The sequence below is a fragment of the Paenarthrobacter nitroguajacolicus genome (assembly GCF_051027655.1).
GTDB lineage: Bacteria > Actinomycetota > Actinomycetes > Actinomycetales > Micrococcaceae > Arthrobacter > Arthrobacter nitroguajacolicus.
The window spans coordinates 22516-42715 of the sequence record NZ_CP073234.1; the positions used below are offsets into that span (position 1 = coordinate 22516).

Genomic DNA, 20200 nt, shown 5'->3' on the forward strand with positions numbered 1-20200 from the left:
CGGATGTACGCGTGGATCTTTCGTCATTTGCCTGGCCCCCTGTGGGTGCGGATCCTGACATCCTTGGTGCTGGTGGGCGTAGCCCTGGTACTGATGGTCGAGTTCCTCTTCCCGTGGTTCTCCCAATTCACCACATTGACCGACTCAACGATTGGTTTAGTGCAGCAGCCATGAGCACAACAAAAATCCTTGTAGTGGATAACTACGACAGCTTCGTATACACACTGGTGGGATACCTCCAGGAACTCGGTGCCGAGACAACGGTGGTCCGCAACGACGACGTGACACTTGCCGAGGCCACCGAGCTCGCAGCAAGCCGCGACGGTGTGCTGGTCTCCCCCGGTCCGGGAACCCCTGCAGAAGCGGGCGTCTGCATTGAGCTCATCAAATGGTGTGGCGAGGCCGCCAAGCCCATGTTCGGTGTTTGCCTGGGACACCAAGCCCTCGCCGAGGCCTATGGCGGTGTGGTGACTCACGCGCCGGAGCTTATGCACGGCAAGACTTCGCCCGTCCGTCACGAAGGGAAGAGCGTTTTTGCCGGCCTGCCCTCGCCAGTGACAGCGACGCGCTACCACTCACTCGCAGCAGTACGGGACTCCATCCCAGACGTCTTGGAAATCACCGCCGAGACCACAAACGGAGTGGTGATGGGCCTGCAGCACAAGACCGCGCCCCTATGCGGCGTCCAGTTCCACCCGGAATCGGTGCTCACCGAAGGCGGGTATCAGATGCTGGGCAACTGGTTGGAGTCCCTGGGCATGACCGGGGCAGCCGCGCGTGCATCGAAGCTGAGCCCGCTGATCAAGCAGTAAGCGAGGCAGGGCTGCCGCCACTGACACCCTCCGCGGGCTCGCTCGTTCCTCGCTTAGACGCCCGCTTCCGGGTGCCAGCGGCGACAGCCGAAGCCCCTTACTTCTTGGTTGCCGTGGGCTTCGGCGACGGCTTCTCGGTTTCCGTAGGTGTGGGCGTCGGGGTGGGTGTGGGCGGTGGGGCCGGGGCCTTGGCCACCGTGACAGTTACCACCTTGCCCTGGGCCACCTCAGTGTTGAACGCGTCGCTCTGAGCTGTGACTGTTCCCGCCGCAACTTGAGAGTTCTCTTGCTCTACCACTGCCATGGTGAGTCCGTTGGCTTTGAGCGCCGCTTCGGCTTCAGCCAAGGGCAACGCGATCAACTGGGGCATGAGGACCTTGCCCGTTGAAACCTGCAGCTCCACCTTGGAATCCACGGCTATGGCGCCACCAGGGGCGGGAGCCGTGCTGATCACAACGCCTGCGGGGACAGTGGGGCTGTGGGTCAAAGCGGTCACTACTTCGCCGGTGATGCCAAGCCTGCGCAAAGCTTCCCGTGCATCGGATTCAGTGCGCCCCACGATGTCCGCCGGGATGGTCACCGAGCTGGGACCGCTGGAAATTTTGAGGATGACTTCAGCATCCTGTTCCAACATTGCGCCGGCAATCGGCGTCGTTCCGATTGTCATGTCCTTGGCCACGGTGTCGCTGGGCTCACGCACGGACTTGGGTTTCAGTTTGGCCGTGAACAGTTCCTGAATTGCTTGGCTTTCCGACATGTTGGTCACTACCGGTACGGCTATTTTCGCCGGGGGCGGCGGTTGCATGTTCATGAGGCTGTAGAGCCAGAAGCCACCACCTGCCAGCACCAGAATGGTGAAAATAACCAAGGTGGCAACCCAGGCACGACGACGGGACTTCTGGCGCGCCGGCAGCTCACGTTCGGGTGGGAGGCCCAAGGGAAGAGGCTCTTCCTGGGGCTGATCAACTGGCTCGTCCTTGAACTGCCCGGCATCGAGGAAGCCCACGGCCGTGGTGCTCAAAAGCTCTGTTGCCGGGTCTTCGGGTTCCACGAGGTCGTTGGGGTCGGTAGGGGCCTCACTGGCCGCCACTGCCGGCACGGGAATGCCGTTGCTGGCCGCGCGCAGCGCACGGCGGAAGGCGGCAGCGTCCTGGAAGCGATCTGTCCGGCTCTTCTGCAGTGCCTTTACCAGGACTGAGTCCAAGGCTTCGGTGACTTCCGGGTTGTGGGCACTGGGCAGGTCCGGGGTCTCGCGGACGTGCTGGTAGGCAACCGATACGGGGCTGTCGCCGATGAACGGAGGCCGACTGGTCAGCAGTTCGAAAAGAAGACAACCGGCCGAGTAGAGGTCACTGCGCGCATCCACCGTTTCACCACGGGCCTGCTCCGGCGAAAGGTATTGCGCTGTGCCCACAACGGCTTGTGTTTGCGTCATGGTGGCGGCGGAATCGGCCATGGCGCGCGCGATGCCGAAGTCCATGACCTTCACCTCGCCGGTGTCGGCACACACCATCACATTGGCTGGTTTGATATCCCGGTGGACGATGCCGGCCCGGTGGCTGTACTCAAGAGCGCCAAGGACCCCCAGGGTGAAGCCGATGGAGTCCTCCACCCCAAGCTCGTTCGCCTTGATCATGTCCCGCAGGGTGCGTCCGGCCACGTACTCCATGACGATGTAAGGGACACGCACGTCCTCGCCCGGACCTCCCGGACCCGAGTATTCTCCGGTGTCGAAGATGGCAACGATGGAGGGATGGTTCAACGCCGCTACAGCCTGGGCTTCGCGTTTGAAACGGGCCTGGAACTGGGGATCCCGCGCAAGGTCCGCGCGCAGCACCTTCACGGCGATGGTCCGTCCCAGCAGGGTGTCCGTTCCCCGGTAGACGTCCGCCATGCCGCCACGACCGATCAGCTCGCCAAGTTCATAGCGGGAATTGAGGATGCGGTGGGAGGACACAGGTGTGCTCTCCTCTCGATGCGCAGGACCTGGACGTGACGTTGACATGGCGTTTACTTAGTCGCTCGGGCTGCCGGAGCCGCTGGGGGTGGCACTCGACGAGCCGGGATCAACCGGAACCAGTGCCTTGGACAGGTAATAGGTGACTGTGGAGCCTGCGGGGACCTGGGTTCCAGCCGCCGGTGAGGAACGGACGAACGTTCCCGGCTGCTGGCCGATGGCACCGTTGACGGGTTCTCCGGCAACCCACAAAAGACCGGCTCCTTCGATGGCTTGGCGAATCTGCGATTCGTCAACACCGACTCCGATAGCGGGGACAGCGACCAATTCGGGGCCCTTGGAGTAGGTGACGGTGATGGTTTCGCCAGGGTCACGAGGTCCGGTGGGATTGAGAGTCGTTACGATTCCTGCCTCGGCTGTGTCGTCGAAGACCTCCTGGCCGTTCACTCCGAAGCCCAATGCTCGAAGTTGCGCGCTGACAGTCTCGAAGGGTTGGCCAACATACTGCTCGGGAATGATGTTGATCTTCTGGGGAACCGACTGCGTGGGCTGCGGTGCCTCAGAGGTCTCTGTGGGCCGCGGCGTAGGCGTAGCTGACGTGGAGGTAGGACTCGCGCTCCGGCTGGGGCTCGTGGTGGTCGACTCGGTGGGCGCGGGGCTCGGCGAGAAGAAACCTGACTGCGAAATCAGGAAACCAACCAAGGCAAACAGGACCAGCAGAATCAGGGCAACAAGCGGCCAGGTCCAGGGGCTGCGCTTCTTGCGCTCGGGTTCAGCATCGTCGAAGTTCTCTTCTTCGGTGTAGACCACTTCGTCGTCGTTGAGCTGACGTTCGGCCTCCAGGGCGTTTGCACGCGTCAGGGGGTTATCCGAAGACGCGGCGGCGGCTCCAAGAGCAGCCCCTGCAGCCCCGGCACCGAGCACCGGCAGTGCGGACGTCGCCGTCGTCGACTGTTCCTTGCCGTAAGGCGAAGTAACGACGCCGGTGGGTGCCGTTGCGGTGTCCACCGGCGCAGTGATGGGTCCGGTATTGGATTCGAACAACAGCATGCCGGGCACGGCGGCATGGGCGGTGGCGATGTCACCATTGCGGATGGCTTCCGCGGCTTCGGCCAGCTTGATGGCGTTGGCCGGACGGTTCTTCGGATCCTTGGCCAGCATGGACATCAGCAGTGCCCGCACGGGGGTGGGCAGCGTCTCCGGAAGGGGCGGCGGTGCGTCATTCACCTGGGCCAGGGCAATGGCAATCTGGGATTCGCCGGAGAACGGACGGTGCCCGGTGAGGCACTCGTAGCCGATGACGCCGAGCGAATAAATGTCCGAAGAACCCGTGGCGGTCTGGCCGGTTGCCTGCTCAGGCGCCAGATACTGGGCGGTGCCCATGACCTGGCCGGTCTGTGTGAGCGGCACCTGGTCAGCCAACCTGGCAATGCCGAAGTCGGTGACCTTGACGCGGTTGTCGGGCGTGATCAGCAGGTTGCCCGGCTTGATGTCGCGGTGGACGAGGCCCTGTGCGTGCGCAACGGCAAGGGCGCGCGCTGTCTGCGAGATGATGGAGAGCGTCATGTCCGGCGAGAGCACCTGCTCCCGTTCGAGGATGCCGCTCAGGGGGTGTCCGGGAACGAGTTCCATGACCAGGTAGGCCGAACCGGCTTCCTCGCCGTAATCGAAGACGTTGGCGATGCCCACGTGGTTGAGGAGGGCGGTGTGACGCGCCTCGGCACGGAACCGCTGAAGGAACCCGGGGTCACCCGTGTATTCCTCCTTGAGCACCTTGATGGCAACGATCCGGCCGAGGATCTGGTCCTTGGCCTTCCAGACCTCGCCCATGCCGCCAATCGCAATGCGACTGGTCAGCTGGAACCTGCCGCCGAGTGTGATTCCCGAAGTAGGCCTCACTTATTCAACACCGCCTCAAAAATCTTCTTTGCGTTCGGACTGGTTAGCTGGGCCCCGGTTTGCACGTCAACACTCTCCATGACAATGGTGACGGCTACTTGCGGGTCGTTTGCCGGGGCGAACCCGGTAAACCATGAGTTGTTCAAACCTGAATCACCGAGCTCGGCCGTGCCGGTCTTACCGGCCACCTTGACACCGGGAACGGCTGCGCCCCTGGCGATACCGTTATCCACGGCGCTAGTCATCCACTCGGTGATCTGGGTCGCGATGGGCTGCGTGGTGCTGGTGCGGAGCGCCTCAGGCTTGGGTTCGTTGATAACGCGCAGATCGGGTGCACGGATGGCCTCAACCAGGTTGGGCTTCATCTGCACGCCGCCGTTGGCGATGGCCGCCGTCATCAGGTTGATCTGCAGCGGTGTGGCTTTCACGTCGCGTTGACCCACCGACGACTGGGCCAACTGGGCCTGGTCCAGGTCCTCCGGGAAGACGCTGGTGGCCTGCTGGAGCTTAAGCTGGTCGCCAAAGTTTTCGCCGAAGCCGAACTTCTGCGCTTGCTCCCGGATGGCATCCTGGCCGAGGTCCAATGCGATGCTGGCGAACGGAGTATTACACGACTGCTCCAAGGCAAAGGCGAAGGACGCTGTTTCGCGAACGTTGCAGTTACCGCCGGCGTAGTTGGGGAGGCTGGCACTGCTGCCAGGCAAGGGCAGGCTGCTGGGGTTCGGCAGCTCGCTGTCCTTGTTGTACTTGCCCGAGTTCAACGCAGCCGCGGTATCAATGAGTTTGAAGACCGATCCGGGCGAGAGCAGGTTACCCGTAGGGCCGCTGACGTTTTGGTTCAGGTTGATGCCCGGAATCTGGTTCAGCTGAGCGTAGTTGGCCTCAGCCGTGGTGCGGTCATGCGAGGCAATCAAGTTGGGGTTATACGACGGCTTGGAAACCATCGCGAGGATAGCGCCGGTCTTGGGGTTGGTGACCACAATGGAACCGCGCTGCCCCTCAGGAATGAGGTCGAAGGCCAGTTGCTGGATGGCAGGGTCCAAGGTCAGTTCCACAGATGCGCCCTTTGGTTCCTTGCCAAGGAACATCTGGCTCATGCGATCCAGGAACAACTGGTCGGAGTTTCCGGCCAGGGTTTCCCCCATGGATTGTTCCAGGCCGGTGGAACCAAAGAACTTGGAGAAGTATCCGGTGATGCCGGCGTAAAGCTCCGGCTGGTTGTACTGACGCTGGAAAGCGCAGGATTCTGTTCCCGTGACTGACTCAGCTACAGGTTTTCCACCCACAATGATGGAGCCACGCTCATTGCAAAAAGACGCCAGAACGGCGCGCTGGTTCCAAGGATTGGCGTTGAGGTCATCAGCGCCAATGACCTGAACGTAGCTGATGGCGCCGAAGATCAACGCGAACATGGCGACGGCAGCCATCCAGCTGCTACGAATAGCCTGGTTCATTGTTGCTTCACCGCCTCTGTTGGTGCGCTAGGTGTCTGGCCCGTGGCCGGTTTGCGTGTTCCCGGCGTGCTACTGCTTGCCGGGGGCTTGTTGACCATGGGAGTGGTGTCCACCGGGCCGCGGGCCGTGTTGGAAATCATGAGCAGCAGGCCAACGATTATCCAGTTGGCCAGAAGCGAGGAACCACCAGCGGCAAGGAACGGAGTCGTGAGGCCGGTCAATGGGATGAGCCGGGTCACTCCACCGATGACGACGAAGCACTGCAGGGCAATCGCAAAGGACAAACCGCACGCCAGGAGCTTTCCGAACGCATCCCGGGTGCCCAAAGCTGCACGGAAGCCTCGAGTGAACAGCAACAGATAAAGCATCACGACGGCGAAGAGACCAATGAGGCCAAGCTCCTCACCGATAAGGGCAACGATCATGTCGCTGTTGGCAAAGGGCACCAGATCCGGTCTGCCCTGGCCTAGGCCGGTGCCAACCAGTCCGCCGTCGGCCATCCCGAACAAGCCCTCTACGATTTGCCCGCTACCACCGGGAGACCTGCCGAAGACCTCAGGCGTGAACGCATTGATCCAGCTGTCGATGCGGAACGCCACGTGGGAGAAGATCTGGGAGGCAATGAAGCCGCCGCCCAGAATCAGCAGCAAGCCGATGACCACCCACGAGATCCGGCTTGTAGCCACGTAGATCATCACGATGAACAGGCCGAAGAAGAGGATGGAGGATCCAAGGTCACGCTGGAAGACGAGAACACCGATGCTTACCAGCCACGCGGTGATCATGGGGCCGAGGTCCTTGAACCGGGGGAACTGCATAGGGCCGATCTTCCGGCCAGCCAACAGAATCAGGTCCCGGTTGGAGGATAGATAGCCGGCAAAGAATATGGCGAGAGTGATCTTGGCGATTTCACCGGGCTGGAACGTCATGGGACCCACTCGGATCCACACGCGCGCACCCAGGATTTCGCCGGCGGAGATTCCCGGAATCAATGGAAGGACCAGGAGGAAAGCACTGGCCGCCAAGGAGATGTATGTAAAGCGGCGAAGGATGCGGTGGTCCTTGAGGAACCAGATCACGGCAATCGAGACCGCCATGGCAATGAGTGTCCACCGCAGCTGATTGTTGCCCGTATCGTCCGCGGGACCGTCCATGCGGTGTATCAGGGCAAGCCCAAGTCCGTTGAGAGCTACAACGATCGGAAGTATTACCGGATCGGCATATTTCGCGCGGAGCCGGAGCACCACGTGGAATGCGAAAGCTGCAACCGCCAGGAGGCTCGACTGGAACCAGAAGTCGCTGTCCAGCCCGACCTCCGAGTTGATGCTCACCAACGCACTAGCGCCAATGCCGACGGCAAGGGCCAGGACGATGAGAACCAGCTCGACATTGCGGCGGGGTTTGGGTGCTATCTCAGTCTGCATCATTTGGCCGCCTCACAGGGAGTCGGGACGGGTGAAGGAGTGGGGCTGGGAACGGCAGCCGTACTGGGTATGGGCACAGTGGCCGACGGGGTCGGCGTAGCGGATCCCGAAGCTGTGGCCGGAGGAGTGCTCGGGCAGTTGGCCGAAGCGCTGCCAGTGTTCCTCAGGTTCTCCACAATGCCCTGTGCGCTGTCGAGGTCACCCGCCGGAACTGTCTGGCGTACGCTCTGCTGGCCGTATTCCGGCAATGAATCCACCCTGATATCGGTAACGGCCTCAAGCCGGGAAAGCTGAATGGGTCCGAGCCTCTGAGAGATCCCGTTGAAGATAGCGACCCGCTGGTCGAATTCGCCCACGTAATAGCGTGTCTGCGTCCAGGCATAGCCAAGCCACAGGCCCACCACGACGCCCAGGACAACAACGGCCGCGACAGCAGGCATGAGCCAACGCACACGGCGACGGGCCGGCTCTTCGATCTCAACACGGTCTTGTTCTGCTTTATGCGTGAGGACCGTTGCTGCCCTGCGTGCGACGGTGCGGCCGGCGACGGTGGGAATGGAGCCCGTTTCAGCAGCAGTGGCGGCAGCGCCAACAAGTTCGTGGGGGCGACTGGCCAATTCCTCGCGCAGTACTTCAGCCGACAAATGCTCACCGAGATGGGGGTCGGTGGTGGTGGGTGGCTCTGTGGACTCTTCTGACGATCCAGCCTCGTCCTCTTTGTCGTCCGGATCTCCTGCGCTGAAGGAAGATCCAGCGTCGGCATTCCGCGCGGCTTTGGCATGGGACTCGGTCTTACTGTCCTTTTCCGCCTTGTCCGCGGCCAGGTCATCAGCTGACTTGGTAGCCGTGACTGCCTCGGGCTCGTTAACCGCGGCAAGCGCTGCTGCCGGAACCACGTCGACGGCGGCCGTGTTGACGTCGTCGTCGGTCTCCTCCGCAATCTCCAGCATCACCACGGTGACGTTGTCCGGGGCGCCGGCTTCCAGCGTCAGATCCACCAGGATCTCAGCACATTCACGCAAGTCCTTGGTCTCGCGGACCATGCGCTCCACCACGTGGCCAGCCACGTAATTGAGTCCATCGGAACAGAGCAGCCAGCGTTCGCCCGGTTCGACGTCCAGGACATCCAAGTCCAGCTCAGGGCTGGCATCGACGTCGCCCAGGACGCGCATGAGGACGTTCTTGTGCGGATGCGTTTCCGCTTCCTCCGGGCGGAGGCGGCCTTCGTCAATGAGGCGCTGCACGAAGGTGTGGTCAATGCTGACCTGCTCAAACTTCTTGTTGCGCAACCGGTAGGCACGGGAATCGCCAATGTGGGCGAAGTGGAGCTTGCGGCCCTCCAAGAGCAGCGCCGTGACCGTGGTGCCCATGCCCGAGAGCTTGGGATTCTGGTGGACAAGCTCGGAGAGCAGGGAATTTGCGGTCTGGATCTCGTCGGCCAGGACGGTGTCCGCGCCCTCCGGGTAATCGTCATGATCAAGGTGGATCATGTCCAAGACCGTTGAAGCGGAAGCGACATCGCCGCCAGCGTGACCGCCCATGCCATCGGCCACCACTGCAAGATGGCGGCCCACATAAGCGGAGTCGTCATTCTTGGAACGGATCCGTCCGACGTCGGAACGCGCCGCGTAGCGCATGATGAGCGGGCGCTCCGCAGGCTTTTCCTGGCCTTTGGGGGTCTCGGAAAAGGCCATGGACTACGGCCTCAATTCAATGACCGTCTTGCCGATTCTCACGGGGACGCCAAGCTCAACCGGCAAGGCGCGGGTGAGCTGTTGATCGGCCAGGTAGGTGCCGTTGGTGGATCCGAGGTCTTCGATGAACCAGCGGCTGCCCTGCGGGAACAGGCGCGCATGCCGCCCGGAAGCGTAATCATCTTCCAGGACAAGCGTGGCTTCCTGTGCGCGGCCGAGCAGGATGGGGCTGGCGGCCAAGGGAACCGTGGTGCCCTTGAGGGGGCCCTCCGTGACTACCAGTGTGCGCGCATGCTGGATTGCCGGCGGTGGAGAAGCTGCCAGCTCAGGGTGCTTCCGGACTTCGCGTGCGGTGGGAACGCCAGTTACGGCCTTGCGGCCAATCTGGAAGTCGCGGCGCATGGTGGTCACAATGCTGAAGATCAGGACCCACAACAAAAGGAGGAACCCGAAGCGAAGCGCTGTGATGGTCAGTTCGCTGATGTCGTTCACGCGTGGCCACCCGGGGTTTGGGGGAGTAGGCGGAAAATGATCTTGGTACGTCCCATCGTGATGGTTGAGCCGTCTGTCAGCTCAATGCTGCCGTTCACTTTATGCCCGTTGACGTAACTGCCATTAGTGGAGCCGAGGTCAACGGCCCAAGTGCCGCCGTTCTCCGTGCGGACCTCGAGGTGTTTCCGTGAAACGCCTGTGTCGTCTACAAGGATGTCGGCTTCGGATGAGCGGCCCAGCACCACGGAGTGAGCGTTGAGGGAATACCGCTGGCCACCAATGTCCAGCACGGGCTGGAGGCGGGTGGGTTGCCGTGCCGGGGCAGCAGGAACATGGGCACGTGGAGCTTGTGGAGCAGGAGCAGCGTCATCGGACGATTTCTCGGTCCGGGAGTTTATTTCGAAATGTCCTGCGCGTTCTTCGTCATTGCGACGGAACGAGATGCGGACAGCGCCTTGGAGCGTGTAGCCCTGGCTGCGGACGTGCTGGATAACGACGTCGCACAGTTCCTCGGCGAGGGGTGTTCCCCATTCCTGTGCCCGGGCGAAGTCTTCGTCGCTGAGTAGGACGTCGAAAACATTGGGAGCGAGCGTCCGCCCGGCTGCGATTGTGATGGACTTGTTGTCCAACTCGCGCCTCAGCTTGCTTGCGATCTCCACTGGTTCAACACGTGCCCGCGACCCCGTGGAGAAGACGTTGCGGACGGCTTTTTCAATGCCGCGCTCGACTTTGTCCAGCAAACCCATGGTCCTTCTCCTTTCCTTGCCGCGGCACCCGTTGTGCCTGGTCCGATAGTCCGTCCATTCCTCCGTCTGCGCACACGGCGAAGTATGCGCCTGACGGCCCTTCCACTTCCCGATACTACTGGGACTGACTGGGAATGGCCTTAATCCACAACGCCTTGCGACCCGGAAAAGTTCGTTCCCGGCCCTTGTTGGCGCGGGAGGCGGGGATTGAAATTTTCGTTCAGTTCAGCTGTTGTTGGGGTTCTGCCAGGCTCGACGGGGGCTCTGCCTCCCGGCCGATTGGTGTTTTGCTCCGGATGTCCGTTATGCTTGATCTCGCTGCTTTTGAAGGAAACGAAGCTGGGAGACCAGCCCGAGTCCGAAAAAAGAAGTTGCGCGCGAGTGGCGGAACGGCAGACGCGCTGGCTTCAGGTGCCAGTATCCGAAAGGGTGTGGGGGTTCAAATCCCCCCTCGCGCACGCAATTGAAAGAGCCCCGGTCTTAGGACCGGGGCTTTTTTGCTGTCTTGGGCGCGACTCCCGCCCTTGTTCGCTCCGCTCACCGTGGTAGGGCGGGGGATTCGAACAAGCCAGGGACTGGGTGACCAAGCGGGTCCTGGGCGGCCGGAAGGTCAGTTGCCTGCGGAACCCGTGAACCGGCGTCGTGAATTGCTCAGGTGCAGCCGCATGGCGGCCGCGGCAGCCACTGGGTCGCCCTCTGCGATGGCTGCATATATAGAGGAGTGTTCGTGGACCACTTGCTCGAAGCGTCTTCGGGAATCTTGCTCATCGCTTGAAACGAGGCGGGGGCGTGGCATGGTGATCATGGTTTGGCCCAAGGCGGAGATGCAGTCCGTATAGAAGGGGTTGCCGGTGGCCGCCGCGACTGCCCGGTGGAACTCGAAATCGGCCTTCATCGAATGGGCCGGGTGGCCTGAGCTCGCAACGAACTGCTCCAGGGCGCCACGCGTAGCCTTCAGCTGGTGTTCTGTGTGGTTCCGGGCGGCAAGTGCTGCGGCTTCTGTCTCGACGCCGATCCGGAAGTCGAGCATCTGCAGCCGCTCTTCCACGCTGCCAACGGCCCGCGTTCCTGGTGCAGGCGTGGGTCCGTCCGCGGGCGGGGTCAGCGCGAAGCTGCCCCGCCCACGTTCGGTTTCCACAAGTCCCTCGGCCTGCAAACGGGTGAGGGCGGAACGGACGACGGTCCGGCTCACCCCGAACTCGCTGATGAGGGTGTTTTCGCTGGGGAGCTTCTCACCTGGCTGGATGACGCCGTCGACGATGCGGTTGCGAAGGTCGGCGGCGAGATCCGCAGTCAGGTTTCGGCTCATGGGTTCAAGATTACGCGCCGAATTCCACTGATTCGGTGGTCCATGCCCGCGCCTGTGCGCTCAAGGTAACACCCAATCCAGGGCGGTCCGGAACGATCATGCGGCCATTCTTGGTTTCCAGGCGTTCCTCGAACAGCGGGTCAAGCCAGTCGAAGTGCTCCACCCAAGGCTCACGCGGGTAGGCAGCAGCCAAGTGCAGGTGGATTTCCATGGCAAAGTGCGGGGCGAGGCCCAGCCCTCTTTCATTAGCCAACGCCGCGAGGCGCAGGAACTGGGTGATGCCGCCAACGCGGGGAGCATCGGGTTGAATGATGTCGCAGCTGTTCGCATTGATGAGGCCCTTGTGCTCGGCAACGGACGCCAGCATTTCACCGGTTGCGATGGGTGTGTCCAAGACCTGTGCAAGGTGCGCGTGGCCTTCGAAGTCATACGCATCCAGTGGTTCTTCGATCCAGATGAGATTGAATTCTTCGAGTTGGCGGCCCATGCGCAAGGCGGTGGCGCGGTCCCATTGCTGATTCGCGTCCACCATGAGCGGGACGTCCCAGCCGATGTGCTCGCGAACTCCGGCGACGCGGAGGAGATCTTCCTTGGAGTCCGGCAGGCCGACCTTGATTTTGATTCCGCCAATCCCCTCGTCGATGGACTGCGTGGCGCGTTCCTTGACCTCATCCAAGGTGGCGTTGAGGAAGCCGCCAGACGTGTTGTAGGTCTGGACCGAGTCGCGGTAAGAGCCCAGGAGCTTGGCAAGGGGGAGCCCGGCGCGCTTGGCCTTGAGGTCGTAGAGGGCGATGTCTATCGCGGCCAAGGCTTGCGTAGCCACACCGGAACGCCCCACGGAGGCGCCGGCCCAAAGAAGCTTGGTGTAGATCTTGCCGATGTCGTTGGGGTCCTCGCCGACGATGCCCTCTGCGACCTCCTTGGCGTGGGCATATTGTGCCGGGCCGCCTGCGCGCTTGGAGTAACTGAATCCGATGCCGCTGTGGCCCTGTTCCGTGGTGATCTCGGCGAACAGGAACACCACCTCGGTCATGGGCTTTTGCCGGCCGGTGAAGACTTTGGCATCGCTGATGGGCACAGTGAGGGGCAACTTTGCGGTGGATAGCTTGACGTGACGAATGAGATCTACGGTGCTCATGGTTCTCCTAGTGGGGACGGCATCCTTGCCTGCCACTTAGGATACAAGTTTAAAACTTGTACTACAAGAGGGTTGCCAGCTAAAAGACCCGCAGTGTGCGGTTCACGTTGAGCGCGATCTGCGCCTGTGCTCGTAGACTCCCTGTGTGTCAGAACGAAAAACAGGACAAAGAGTGGCCGGCTATCACGAGGATTTGCGGGGTAGGTATCCAGCGGGCAAGGCGGTCGCCATGGGCAAGGCCCGGAAGAGCCTGAAAGCAGCCATTGGTGCTCTCGCGCTATCCCTTGCCCTGGCCGCCTGCTCGGGGGCCGTCTCCGGCAATCAAGCGACGGCACCGGATGCCGGCGAGTTCGACACCCTGACGTCCGCTGGGGCCGAACGTATAACGTCACAGGGGACAGCGAAGCTGGATATGACAAAGGGGAAACTCGAAAAGGAGGCCGCGGGCCTACCTGCGGACGCTGCGAAAGGCCCCCTGATCTTTGCTCAGGACGGCCGCGAGATTGAGATCAGCATCGCCGGTCCCCAAGGAACCGTTACTGGAAGCTCTGACACCCTCAAATTTGCAACGGACTCCGCGCGCTCCGATTTCAAGGAGGTCACTTTCTACCACCGGTTCGACAAATGGGAGGACCTGGAAAAGGACGTTCGTGACGCGGTTTCCCGGTACGGGTTGGACGCCGACGACGCAGAATATTGGCTCCAAAACGTCAACAAGACCAGCGGCTCAGTCGATCTGTTCAATCACAGCCTGGGTCCCGGCACGTCCACCGGCTTGGCGGTCACCTACGACATCGCCTATGAGTTCCCGGATCCGTCCGTCATAAGCATCCGCGTCAGCCCTCTGGGTGGCTGAGTACCCCCGCGTCAGTCAGAAACGGCTTCCCGCAGCGCCCCGAACCCTGTAATCAGCGCCTCAAGTCCCAGGTTGAATGCGACGTCGGTCGGCCGAGCGTGCTCCTCGGCAGCCAGCCGGTCCACGGCGGCGGTGAAGTTGGGGACCTGCTCGGCGAGGCTGCCGGCGTCGAAGATGTCCTCCGGCGCGGTGACGTCATAAGCGGCACCGAAAACGAACGCCTCCAAAGCCACAATCGCCGAGATGATCTTCTCTTCAGGGAACCCGGCATCGCGGAAGCCCGCAGTCGCGGCCTCGTACATCGCCAAGGTTTTGGGGGCATTTGCCACGGGAAGCACTGCAATCACGGGTATCAGCGGCGTATGTTCCGAGAACACGTCGCGGTAGGACCACGCCCAACGACGCACTGCCACATCCCACGGTTCCGAGCCAAAAGCGGAGACATCCACCATCGCCGCCAAATGGTCTTCCACCAGCAGTAAGACGTCGTCCTTGGAGCCCACGTGGTTGTACAGCGCAGACGGCGCGACACCAAGGGAGCGTGCCAGGGCCGCCATGGTGAGTCCGTTGTAACCCTTGTTGCTGATCAACTCAAGCGCCGCCGTCGTGATGCCGTCCTGGTCCAGGACCGCCGCCGTCGGCCGACCGGCGCGGCGGCGTGCCGGGAGCGTGGAAGGAGCGGGAGTCGGTGCGGGCATCGGAGGCCTTTCTGCTGCCTGTGTCCCCAGCATTATTCCACCGGGGCTTCACAGCGGCCGACTCCAACGCTAGTATGGAACTAAATGAACGTCATTCATTTATTGGTCAGCCACCACGGACGGCCACGGAGAGGACATCATGCAGAATCTTGACCGCGACGTTGTGATCGTCGGGGCCGGACCGTCAGGGCTGACGGCGGCACGTGAATTGAAGAAGGCCGGACTCAGCGTTGCCGTGCTCGAAGCACGCGACCGGGTGGGCGGCCGCACCTGGACCGACACCATCGACGGCGCCATGCTGGAGATCGGCGGCCAGTGGGTTTCCCCCGACCAGACAGTGCTCATGGAACTGCTGGACGAGCTCGGCCTGAAAATGTACTCGCGCTACCGCGACGGTGAATCGGTCTACATCGGCGAAGACGGCAAGCGCACCCAGTACACCGGTGATACGTTCCCCGTGAACGAAACCACCAAGGCCGAGATGGACAAGCTTGTTGCCATTTTGGACGGCCTCGCCGCCGAGATTGGTCCCACCGAGCCCTGGGCACACCCCAAGGCACGCGAGCTGGACACCATCTCCTTCCACCACTGGCTCCGCCAGAACTCCAACGACGAGGAAGCCTGCAACAACATCGGCCTCTTTATCGCCGGTGGCATGCTGACCAAGCCGGCTCACGCTTTCTCCGCACTGCAGGCAGTTCTCATGGCAGCCTCAGCCGGGTCCTTCAGCCACCTGACGGACGAAGACTTCATCCTGGACAAGCGCGTCATCGGCGGCATGCAGCAGGTCTCGCTGCTGCAGGCAGCAGAGCTGGGTGACGACGTCGTACTTAACAGCCCGGTTCGCACCATCAAGTGGGACGACAACAACGTGACTGTCGTGTCTGAACAGGCAACCGTCAATGCGCGGTTCGTGATCATGGCAGTGCCGCCGAATCTGTACTCCCGCGTCTCGTTTGAGCCGCCGCTGCCGCGCCGCCAGCACCAGATGCACCAGCACCAGTCGCTGGGCCTTGTCATCAAGGTCCACGCCGTGTACGACACACCGTTCTGGCGCGAAGAAGGGCTATCCGGCACGGGCTTCAGCGCCGGCGCGCTGGTCCAGGAGGTCTACGACAACACCAACCACGGCGACACCCGCGGCACCTTGGTGGGCTTCGTGTCCGACGAAAAGGCTGACGCCGTGTTCGAGCTCAGCGCCGAAGACCGCAAGAAGGCCATCCTCGAGTCCATCGCCGGCTTCCTCGGCGACAAGGCGCTCACCCCCGAGGTCTACTACGAGTCCGACTGGGGCTCCGAAGAGTGGACCCGCGGCGCGTACGCCTCCAGCTACGACCTCGGTGGCCTGCACCGCTACGGCAAGGACCAGCACGCGAACGTCGGACCGATTTACTGGTCCTCATCCGACCTGGCAGCCGAGGGCTACCAGCACGTGGATGGCGCCGTCCGCATGGGCCAGGCAACGGCCGCCCGCATCGTCGAGGCCAACAGGCTCGCCGCGGTGCCTGTCGCCTAAGGCATACAGCACTAAACCGGCAGGCTGGGGGAGCACCATCCCCGGCCTGCCGGCTCCACTGTTTAAGACGAGAAAGGGACCACCATGCGCTACGTAGTGGGTTATACCGCCAACGCGAGGGGGCACGACGCCGTTCACCTTGCCGTTGCGCTGGCCAGGAACCACGATGTCAGCCTGGACCTGGTCCTGGTGACCCCGCAGGATTCCCCCTTCAATGCCGTCTACCCGCCTGAGGCCGGCTACAACGACATCCTCAACGAGCAGGCGCAGCGCTGGTTGGACGAAGGCCTTGCGCTGGTTCCAGCCGACGTCACCGCCCGTGCCCACATCAGGCGCGGCGACTCCGAAGCGCAGGCGTTGATCGACGCTGCCGTGGAGATGGACGCCGCGGCCCTGGTCATCGGCGCAACCAACGGTGGCCTGTTCAAGCGGTTCACCATCGGCTCCGTTGCGGGTTCGCTGCTCCATTCGTCGCCGGTTCCGGTCGTTTTGGCCCCCCACGGTTACCAGCGGACGGAGCCGATCACCCGTTTGAGCTGCGGTTTTGGGACGCGTCCGGGCGCTGGTGAACTGCTCGACGTCGCGGTCGAGTCCGCGCGCGACCGTGGCCTTCCGTTGCGGCTCGTCTCGCTGTTGGCGCTCGACGGCGGTAACTCGCCTGGGTTGGCCGACGCGGCCTGGATGCATGCCGCAGAGCGGCTTGCCGCCGTCGGAGGTTCTGCTGTGGAGACGCCGGAACCTGAGATCGTCGTCGCGCAGGGCCGCACCATCGAAGAAGCCGTTGACCGACTCGACTGGGAAGACGGCGAAATCCTGTTGATCGGCTCCAGCCGCCTGGCCCAGCACCGGGCCACATTCCTTGGCAGCACCGCCAACCGGATCCTGCGTGCCCTCCCCGTCCCCATGATCGTGGTCCCCCGCGACTACACGCGACAAAGCTCCTAGCAATCGCCTGAGAGGCAAAACCCATGTCAACTGCACCAAAGACGGTCCAGTCGAAAGAAACACCATCCCTGAGTGAAAAGGGGCTGAAAGCCGGATCGGTGGGCCTGATCGGCGCCGTCGTGATTGGTGTTTCCTGCATCGCACCCGCTTACACGCTTACAGCTGCCTTGGGCCCCACCGTGTCCGAGGTTGGCGTCCATCTGCCCGCCATCTTCCTGGTGGGCTTCATCCCCATGCTGCTGGTAGCGCTCGGCTATCGCGAACTGAACAACGCAATGCCCGACGCCGGCACCTCCTTTACGTGGGCGACGCGCGCTTTTGGTCCATGGATCGGCTGGATGGGTGGCTGGGGGCTGATCGCGGCAACCATCATCGTGCTATCCAACCTCGCCGCCGTCGCCGTGGACTTCTTCTACCTGATGCTCGCGCAGATTTTCAGTAACCCGGAACTAGGGGAGCTCAGCAAGATCCTGCCGCTGAACATCGCCACCACGCTGGTGTTCATTGCCTTGGCGTGCTGGATTTCCTACCGCGGCATGGAGACCACCAAAGGCGTCCAGTACGTGCTGGTGGCCTTCCAACTGCTGGTCCTCGGCTGGTTCGCCGTCTCAGCGTTTGTGCACGTATCCAACGGGACGGCCTTCGACGCCACCGCCATTTCGCCCGACTGGTTCAACCCGTTTGCCGTGGACTCCTTCTCCTCGTTCGCCGCGGGTGTGTCACTCTCGATCTTCATTTACTGGGGGTGGGACGTCACCCTCACCATGAACGAGGAGACGAAGAACCCCGAGAAGACCCCGGGCCGGGCAGCGACCATCACTGTGCTGGTCATCGTGATCATCTACATGACCATTGCACTGGCTACGCTCTCCTTCGCGGGCGTGGGGGAGACCGGATTGGGTGCCGGCAACCCGGAGAACCAGGCCAGTATCTTCGCCGTGCTTGCCGGTCCCGTGATGGGTCCGTTCGCCATCCTCATGTCGCTGGCCATTCTGAGCAGCTCGGCGGCGTCCCTGCAGTCGACGTTCGTTTCACCCGCCCGCACCATGCTGGCCATGGGTCACTACCGTGCCATCTCGCCGCGCTTTGGCCGTATCAGCCCCACCTACAAGTCGCCCAGCTTCGCGACCATCGCGGCTGCGATCGCTGCCGCCGGTTTCTACGTGATCACCCGGACCGTGTCGGAGAACGCGCTGTGGGACACCATCACCGCCTTGGGAATGATGATCTGCTTCTACTACGGCATCACCGCCCTGGCCTGCGTCTGGTTCTTCCGGGCATCAGCGTTTAGTGGCGTCCGTCCGTTCTTCTTCAAGTTCCTGGCACCTTTGTTGGGAGGCGTGATCCTGCTGGTCATGTTCGTGAAGACCGCCATGGACTCGATGGACCCGGAGTATGGCTCGGGCTCGTCAGTTGGCGGCGTGGGCCTGGTGTTCGTGCTGGGAATGGGCGTGATCTTGCTCGGCGTGGTGGTCATGTTGGTGATGTATCGCCTGCGTCCTGAGTTCTTCAAGGGCAAGGTTCTGTAGTTTTCTCCCGGCCTCCCGCCGAGGTGGCATTTAATGCCAATGTTGCTCGCTGGGATGGTCATTAAGTGTCATCTGGGCGCAGGGAGGGCGGCCGTTGGGACGCCCGCAGCGAGCTCGGCGGCGGCGAGGGCTTCGGCCAGGCGTTCGACGGCGGCGCGGTAGTCAGTGCCAGCTGTCACCCTGCAGTACTCGGCCTCCCGCATGGCCCGCGTAAGAGCCGCTGTTTCGGCAGTCCTGACGTCGGTCATGGCTGGAAAATCGATGGTCCGCGCAGGATCGAGCTCGTACTGGCGCCACTGCTCCAGGATCCTTTCGTGGCGGGCTGCGTCATCCGGAAAACCAGCGCGACGGCGGGGCTCAGCTGCGTGGATGCGCTCCACTTTGCGGATGCTTAACAGCGTTCCTGTCGCAGTGGCGATGCCGACGAAAACCATGATGAGCCCGGCCGGTGCCCATTGCACGGCAGGGACCAGAATGGCGGGCGCTATGACGACGAGCCCGCCGAACACGTCCCAAAAGAGCCCGTCCGGCTCCGGGCCGCGGCCGTGTGTCAGTTTCCTGTGCAGGACATACGTGGTTGCTGCGGTTGCAAGAACCAGAGCTACACCCCACAGGAGCATCATGGCGGGCATCGGACCACCTCCAGGCGAATTCGCTGCTTTGAATTCAGTATGCGGCAGTGTCTGCTTGGGCGACACCTTCCACGGGACAATTCATCACCGCGCGCACAAGGTGAATTGTCCGGATGCGGGTGTCCTCTGCCCGGGACGATGTCGTACCCCGGGCGTAGCCTTGGCAGCATGAGACTGAAAATGTGCAGCATCCATGTCAAGGACCCCGCAGCAGCCCACGTCTTCTACACGGAGACGCTCGGCTTCGAGACCTTGATGGCCATGCCCGAGTACAACCTTTTCATCATCAAGGATCCCGGAGCGGACAACAGCAGTTCACCCGGCCTGCTGCTGGAGCCCAGCGATAACCCCATTGCCTCGAACTACATGAACGCCCTGCACGAGTCCGGCCTGGCTGCCATTACCTTCGGGGTGCCCGATGTCCAGGCCGAGTACGAGCGTTTGCTTGCCGCCGGTGTGACGTTCCAAGGTGAACCCTCGGAGGATCCTTCAGGCGTCAGCGCAGTCTTCGACGACGGCTGTGGCAACTTCGTTCAGCTGCACCAGGACTAGCCCGGCTCTAAGCGCCGGCCTTAAACAACTGTGGCCGGGACGCAGGTCCCGGCCACAGTTCGTGAAAACTACGCGTGATCGCGCTTGGAGGTCTTCGGAGCATCACGCTTTGCGGCGGCGTTGTCCCTTGCTTCCTTGGTGGCGGCCTTCTTGGCAGCTTCGTCCTTGACGCGCTGCGCTTCGGAGCGGACAGCAGCGTGTGTGGCGCGTTCGGTGACCAGCCACTGCGGCGGTGCCTGCAGCAGCTCGGTGATTTCCGCCGTCGTGAGCGCATCCTCTACGCCGCCGCGGGCGAGGCCGCTGATGGAGATGTTGAGCTTGTGCGCGACTACCGGGCGCGGGTGGGGGCCGTTGCGGCGCAGTTCGGCGAGCCACTCCGGCGGGTTGGCCTGAAGTTCGGCGAATTCCTCGCGGGAGATGGACGAATCCTGGAACTCCTGGGGTGTTGCGGGCAGGTAGATGCCGAGTTTCTTGGCAACTGTTGCCGGCTTCATGGACTGGGAGTTCGAGGACGTCATGCTTCAAGGGTATCTGGCCGGTACTGTGA

19 protein-coding genes and 1 tRNA gene are annotated in these 20200 nt (G+C 62.5%); 8 read left to right on the forward strand and 12 right to left on the reverse strand.

Translation table 11 applies throughout. The features are described 5' to 3' along the window. Window positions 1–3 precede the first annotated feature (3 nt). Window positions 4–174, forward strand: coding sequence for a hypothetical protein (locus tag KCX59_RS00125; protein WP_178994679.1), 171 nt, complete (start codon window positions 4–6; stop codon window positions 172–174). Further along, complete coding sequence (locus tag KCX59_RS00130) at window positions 171–812, forward strand: aminodeoxychorismate/anthranilate synthase component II (RefSeq protein WP_054808446.1); 642 nt, start codon at window positions 171–173, stop codon at window positions 810–812. Before KCX59_RS00125 ends, KCX59_RS00130 begins: the two co-directional genes overlap by 4 nt. A 97-nt stretch (window positions 813–909) precedes the next feature. On the opposite strand, the gene pknB is transcribed toward KCX59_RS00130, so the two are convergent. From pknB to KCX59_RS00165, 7 genes are read right to left on the reverse strand one after another with little or no spacing between them, the layout of a single operon-like run. Further along, window positions 910–2817 (reverse strand): Stk1 family PASTA domain-containing Ser/Thr kinase, encoded by a 1908-nt coding sequence (gene pknB, locus KCX59_RS00135; protein WP_179018027.1) that lies wholly within the window; start codon window positions 2815–2817, stop codon window positions 910–912. Between the two features lie 9 nt (window positions 2818–2826). Next, window positions 2827–4668 carry a protein kinase domain-containing protein gene (locus tag KCX59_RS00140; RefSeq protein ID WP_179018028.1) on the reverse strand — a complete coding sequence of 614 codons (1842 nt, stop codon included), beginning with the start codon at window positions 4666–4668 and terminating at the stop codon, window positions 2827–2829. After that, window positions 4665–6122 carry a penicillin-binding transpeptidase domain-containing protein gene (locus tag KCX59_RS00145; RefSeq protein ID WP_091464309.1) on the reverse strand — a complete coding sequence of 486 codons (1458 nt, stop codon included), beginning with the start codon at window positions 6120–6122 and terminating at the stop codon, window positions 4665–4667. Before KCX59_RS00145 ends, KCX59_RS00140 begins: the two co-directional genes overlap by 4 nt. Continuing rightward, window positions 6119–7549, reverse strand: a complete 1431-nt coding sequence (locus tag KCX59_RS00150) for an FtsW/RodA/SpoVE family cell cycle protein (protein ID WP_178994682.1) — start codon at window positions 7547–7549, stop codon at window positions 6119–6121. The genes KCX59_RS00145 and KCX59_RS00150 overlap by 4 nt, the downstream gene beginning before the upstream one ends. Beyond that, on the reverse strand, window positions 7546–9240 hold the full coding sequence (locus KCX59_RS00155) for a PP2C family protein-serine/threonine phosphatase (protein WP_179018029.1): 1695 nt from the start codon (window positions 9238–9240) through the stop codon (window positions 7546–7548). Before KCX59_RS00155 ends, KCX59_RS00150 begins: the two co-directional genes overlap by 4 nt. Before the next feature lie 3 nt (window positions 9241–9243). Next, window positions 9244–9723, reverse strand: a complete 480-nt coding sequence (locus KCX59_RS00160; protein WP_024818875.1) for an FHA domain-containing protein FhaB/FipA — start codon at window positions 9721–9723, stop codon at window positions 9244–9246. 5 nt (window positions 9724–9728) lie between these two features. Beyond that, window positions 9729–10478 carry an FhaA domain-containing protein gene (locus KCX59_RS00165; RefSeq protein WP_179018030.1) on the reverse strand — a complete coding sequence of 250 codons (750 nt, stop codon included), beginning with the start codon at window positions 10476–10478 and terminating at the stop codon, window positions 9729–9731. 375 nt (window positions 10479–10853) lie between these two features. On the opposite strand from KCX59_RS00165, the gene KCX59_RS00170 reads away from it, so the two are divergent. Next, a tRNA-Leu gene (locus KCX59_RS00170) sits at window positions 10854–10936 on the forward strand. A gap of 152 nt (window positions 10937–11088) precedes the next feature. Here KCX59_RS00170 and KCX59_RS00175 read toward each other — a convergent pair. Continuing rightward, entirely contained in the window at window positions 11089–11787 is a 699-nt protein-coding gene (locus KCX59_RS00175) for a FadR/GntR family transcriptional regulator (RefSeq protein ID WP_179018031.1), read from the reverse strand. Window positions 11788–11797: 10 nt separating this feature from the next. Further along, window positions 11798–12925: an L-talarate/galactarate dehydratase gene (locus tag KCX59_RS00180; protein WP_179018032.1), complete on the reverse strand. Its 1128-nt coding sequence runs from the start codon at window positions 12923–12925 to the stop codon at window positions 11798–11800. Window positions 12926–13070: 145 nt separating this feature from the next. Between KCX59_RS00180 and KCX59_RS00185 the strand changes: the two genes are divergently transcribed. Next, window positions 13071–13781 (forward strand): hypothetical protein, encoded by a 711-nt coding sequence (locus KCX59_RS00185; protein ID WP_179018033.1) that lies wholly within the window; start codon window positions 13071–13073, stop codon window positions 13779–13781. Between the two features lie 11 nt (window positions 13782–13792). Here the strand turns inward: KCX59_RS00185 and KCX59_RS00190 are convergent, their stop codons facing one another. Further along, window positions 13793–14512, reverse strand: a complete 720-nt coding sequence (locus tag KCX59_RS00190) for a TetR/AcrR family transcriptional regulator (RefSeq protein ID WP_179018034.1) — start codon at window positions 14510–14512, stop codon at window positions 13793–13795. Window positions 14513–14618: 106 nt separating this feature from the next. On the opposite strand from KCX59_RS00190, the gene KCX59_RS00195 reads away from it, so the two are divergent. The 3 genes from KCX59_RS00195 to KCX59_RS00205 all read left to right on the forward strand — a co-directional run bounded on the left by KCX59_RS00195 (window position 14619) and on the right by KCX59_RS00205 (window position 18469). Beyond that, window positions 14619–15995 (forward strand): flavin monoamine oxidase family protein, encoded by a 1377-nt coding sequence (locus tag KCX59_RS00195; protein WP_091464333.1) that lies wholly within the window; start codon window positions 14619–14621, stop codon window positions 15993–15995. 84 nt (window positions 15996–16079) lie between these two features. Continuing rightward, window positions 16080–16940: a universal stress protein gene (locus KCX59_RS00200; protein WP_179018035.1), complete on the forward strand. Its 861-nt coding sequence runs from the start codon at window positions 16080–16082 to the stop codon at window positions 16938–16940. Window positions 16941–16963: 23 nt separating this feature from the next. Further along, complete coding sequence (locus tag KCX59_RS00205; protein WP_179018036.1) at window positions 16964–18469, forward strand: APC family permease; 1506 nt, start codon at window positions 16964–16966, stop codon at window positions 18467–18469. 68 nt (window positions 18470–18537) lie between these two features. Here KCX59_RS00205 and KCX59_RS00210 read toward each other — a convergent pair whose 3' ends face one another. Next, window positions 18538–19101: a hypothetical protein gene (locus tag KCX59_RS00210; RefSeq protein WP_179018037.1), complete on the reverse strand. Its 564-nt coding sequence runs from the start codon at window positions 19099–19101 to the stop codon at window positions 18538–18540. A 168-nt stretch (window positions 19102–19269) separates the two neighbouring features. Between KCX59_RS00210 and KCX59_RS00215 the strand changes: the two genes are divergently transcribed. Then, complete coding sequence (locus KCX59_RS00215) at window positions 19270–19653, forward strand: VOC family protein (protein WP_178994700.1); 384 nt, start codon at window positions 19270–19272, stop codon at window positions 19651–19653. Between the two features lie 68 nt (window positions 19654–19721). On the opposite strand, the gene KCX59_RS00220 is transcribed toward KCX59_RS00215, so the two are convergent. Continuing rightward, window positions 19722–20171 carry a DUF5997 family protein gene (locus tag KCX59_RS00220; RefSeq protein WP_062072297.1) on the reverse strand — a complete coding sequence of 150 codons (450 nt, stop codon included), beginning with the start codon at window positions 20169–20171 and terminating at the stop codon, window positions 19722–19724. Between the last annotated feature and the right edge of the window lie 29 nt (window positions 20172–20200).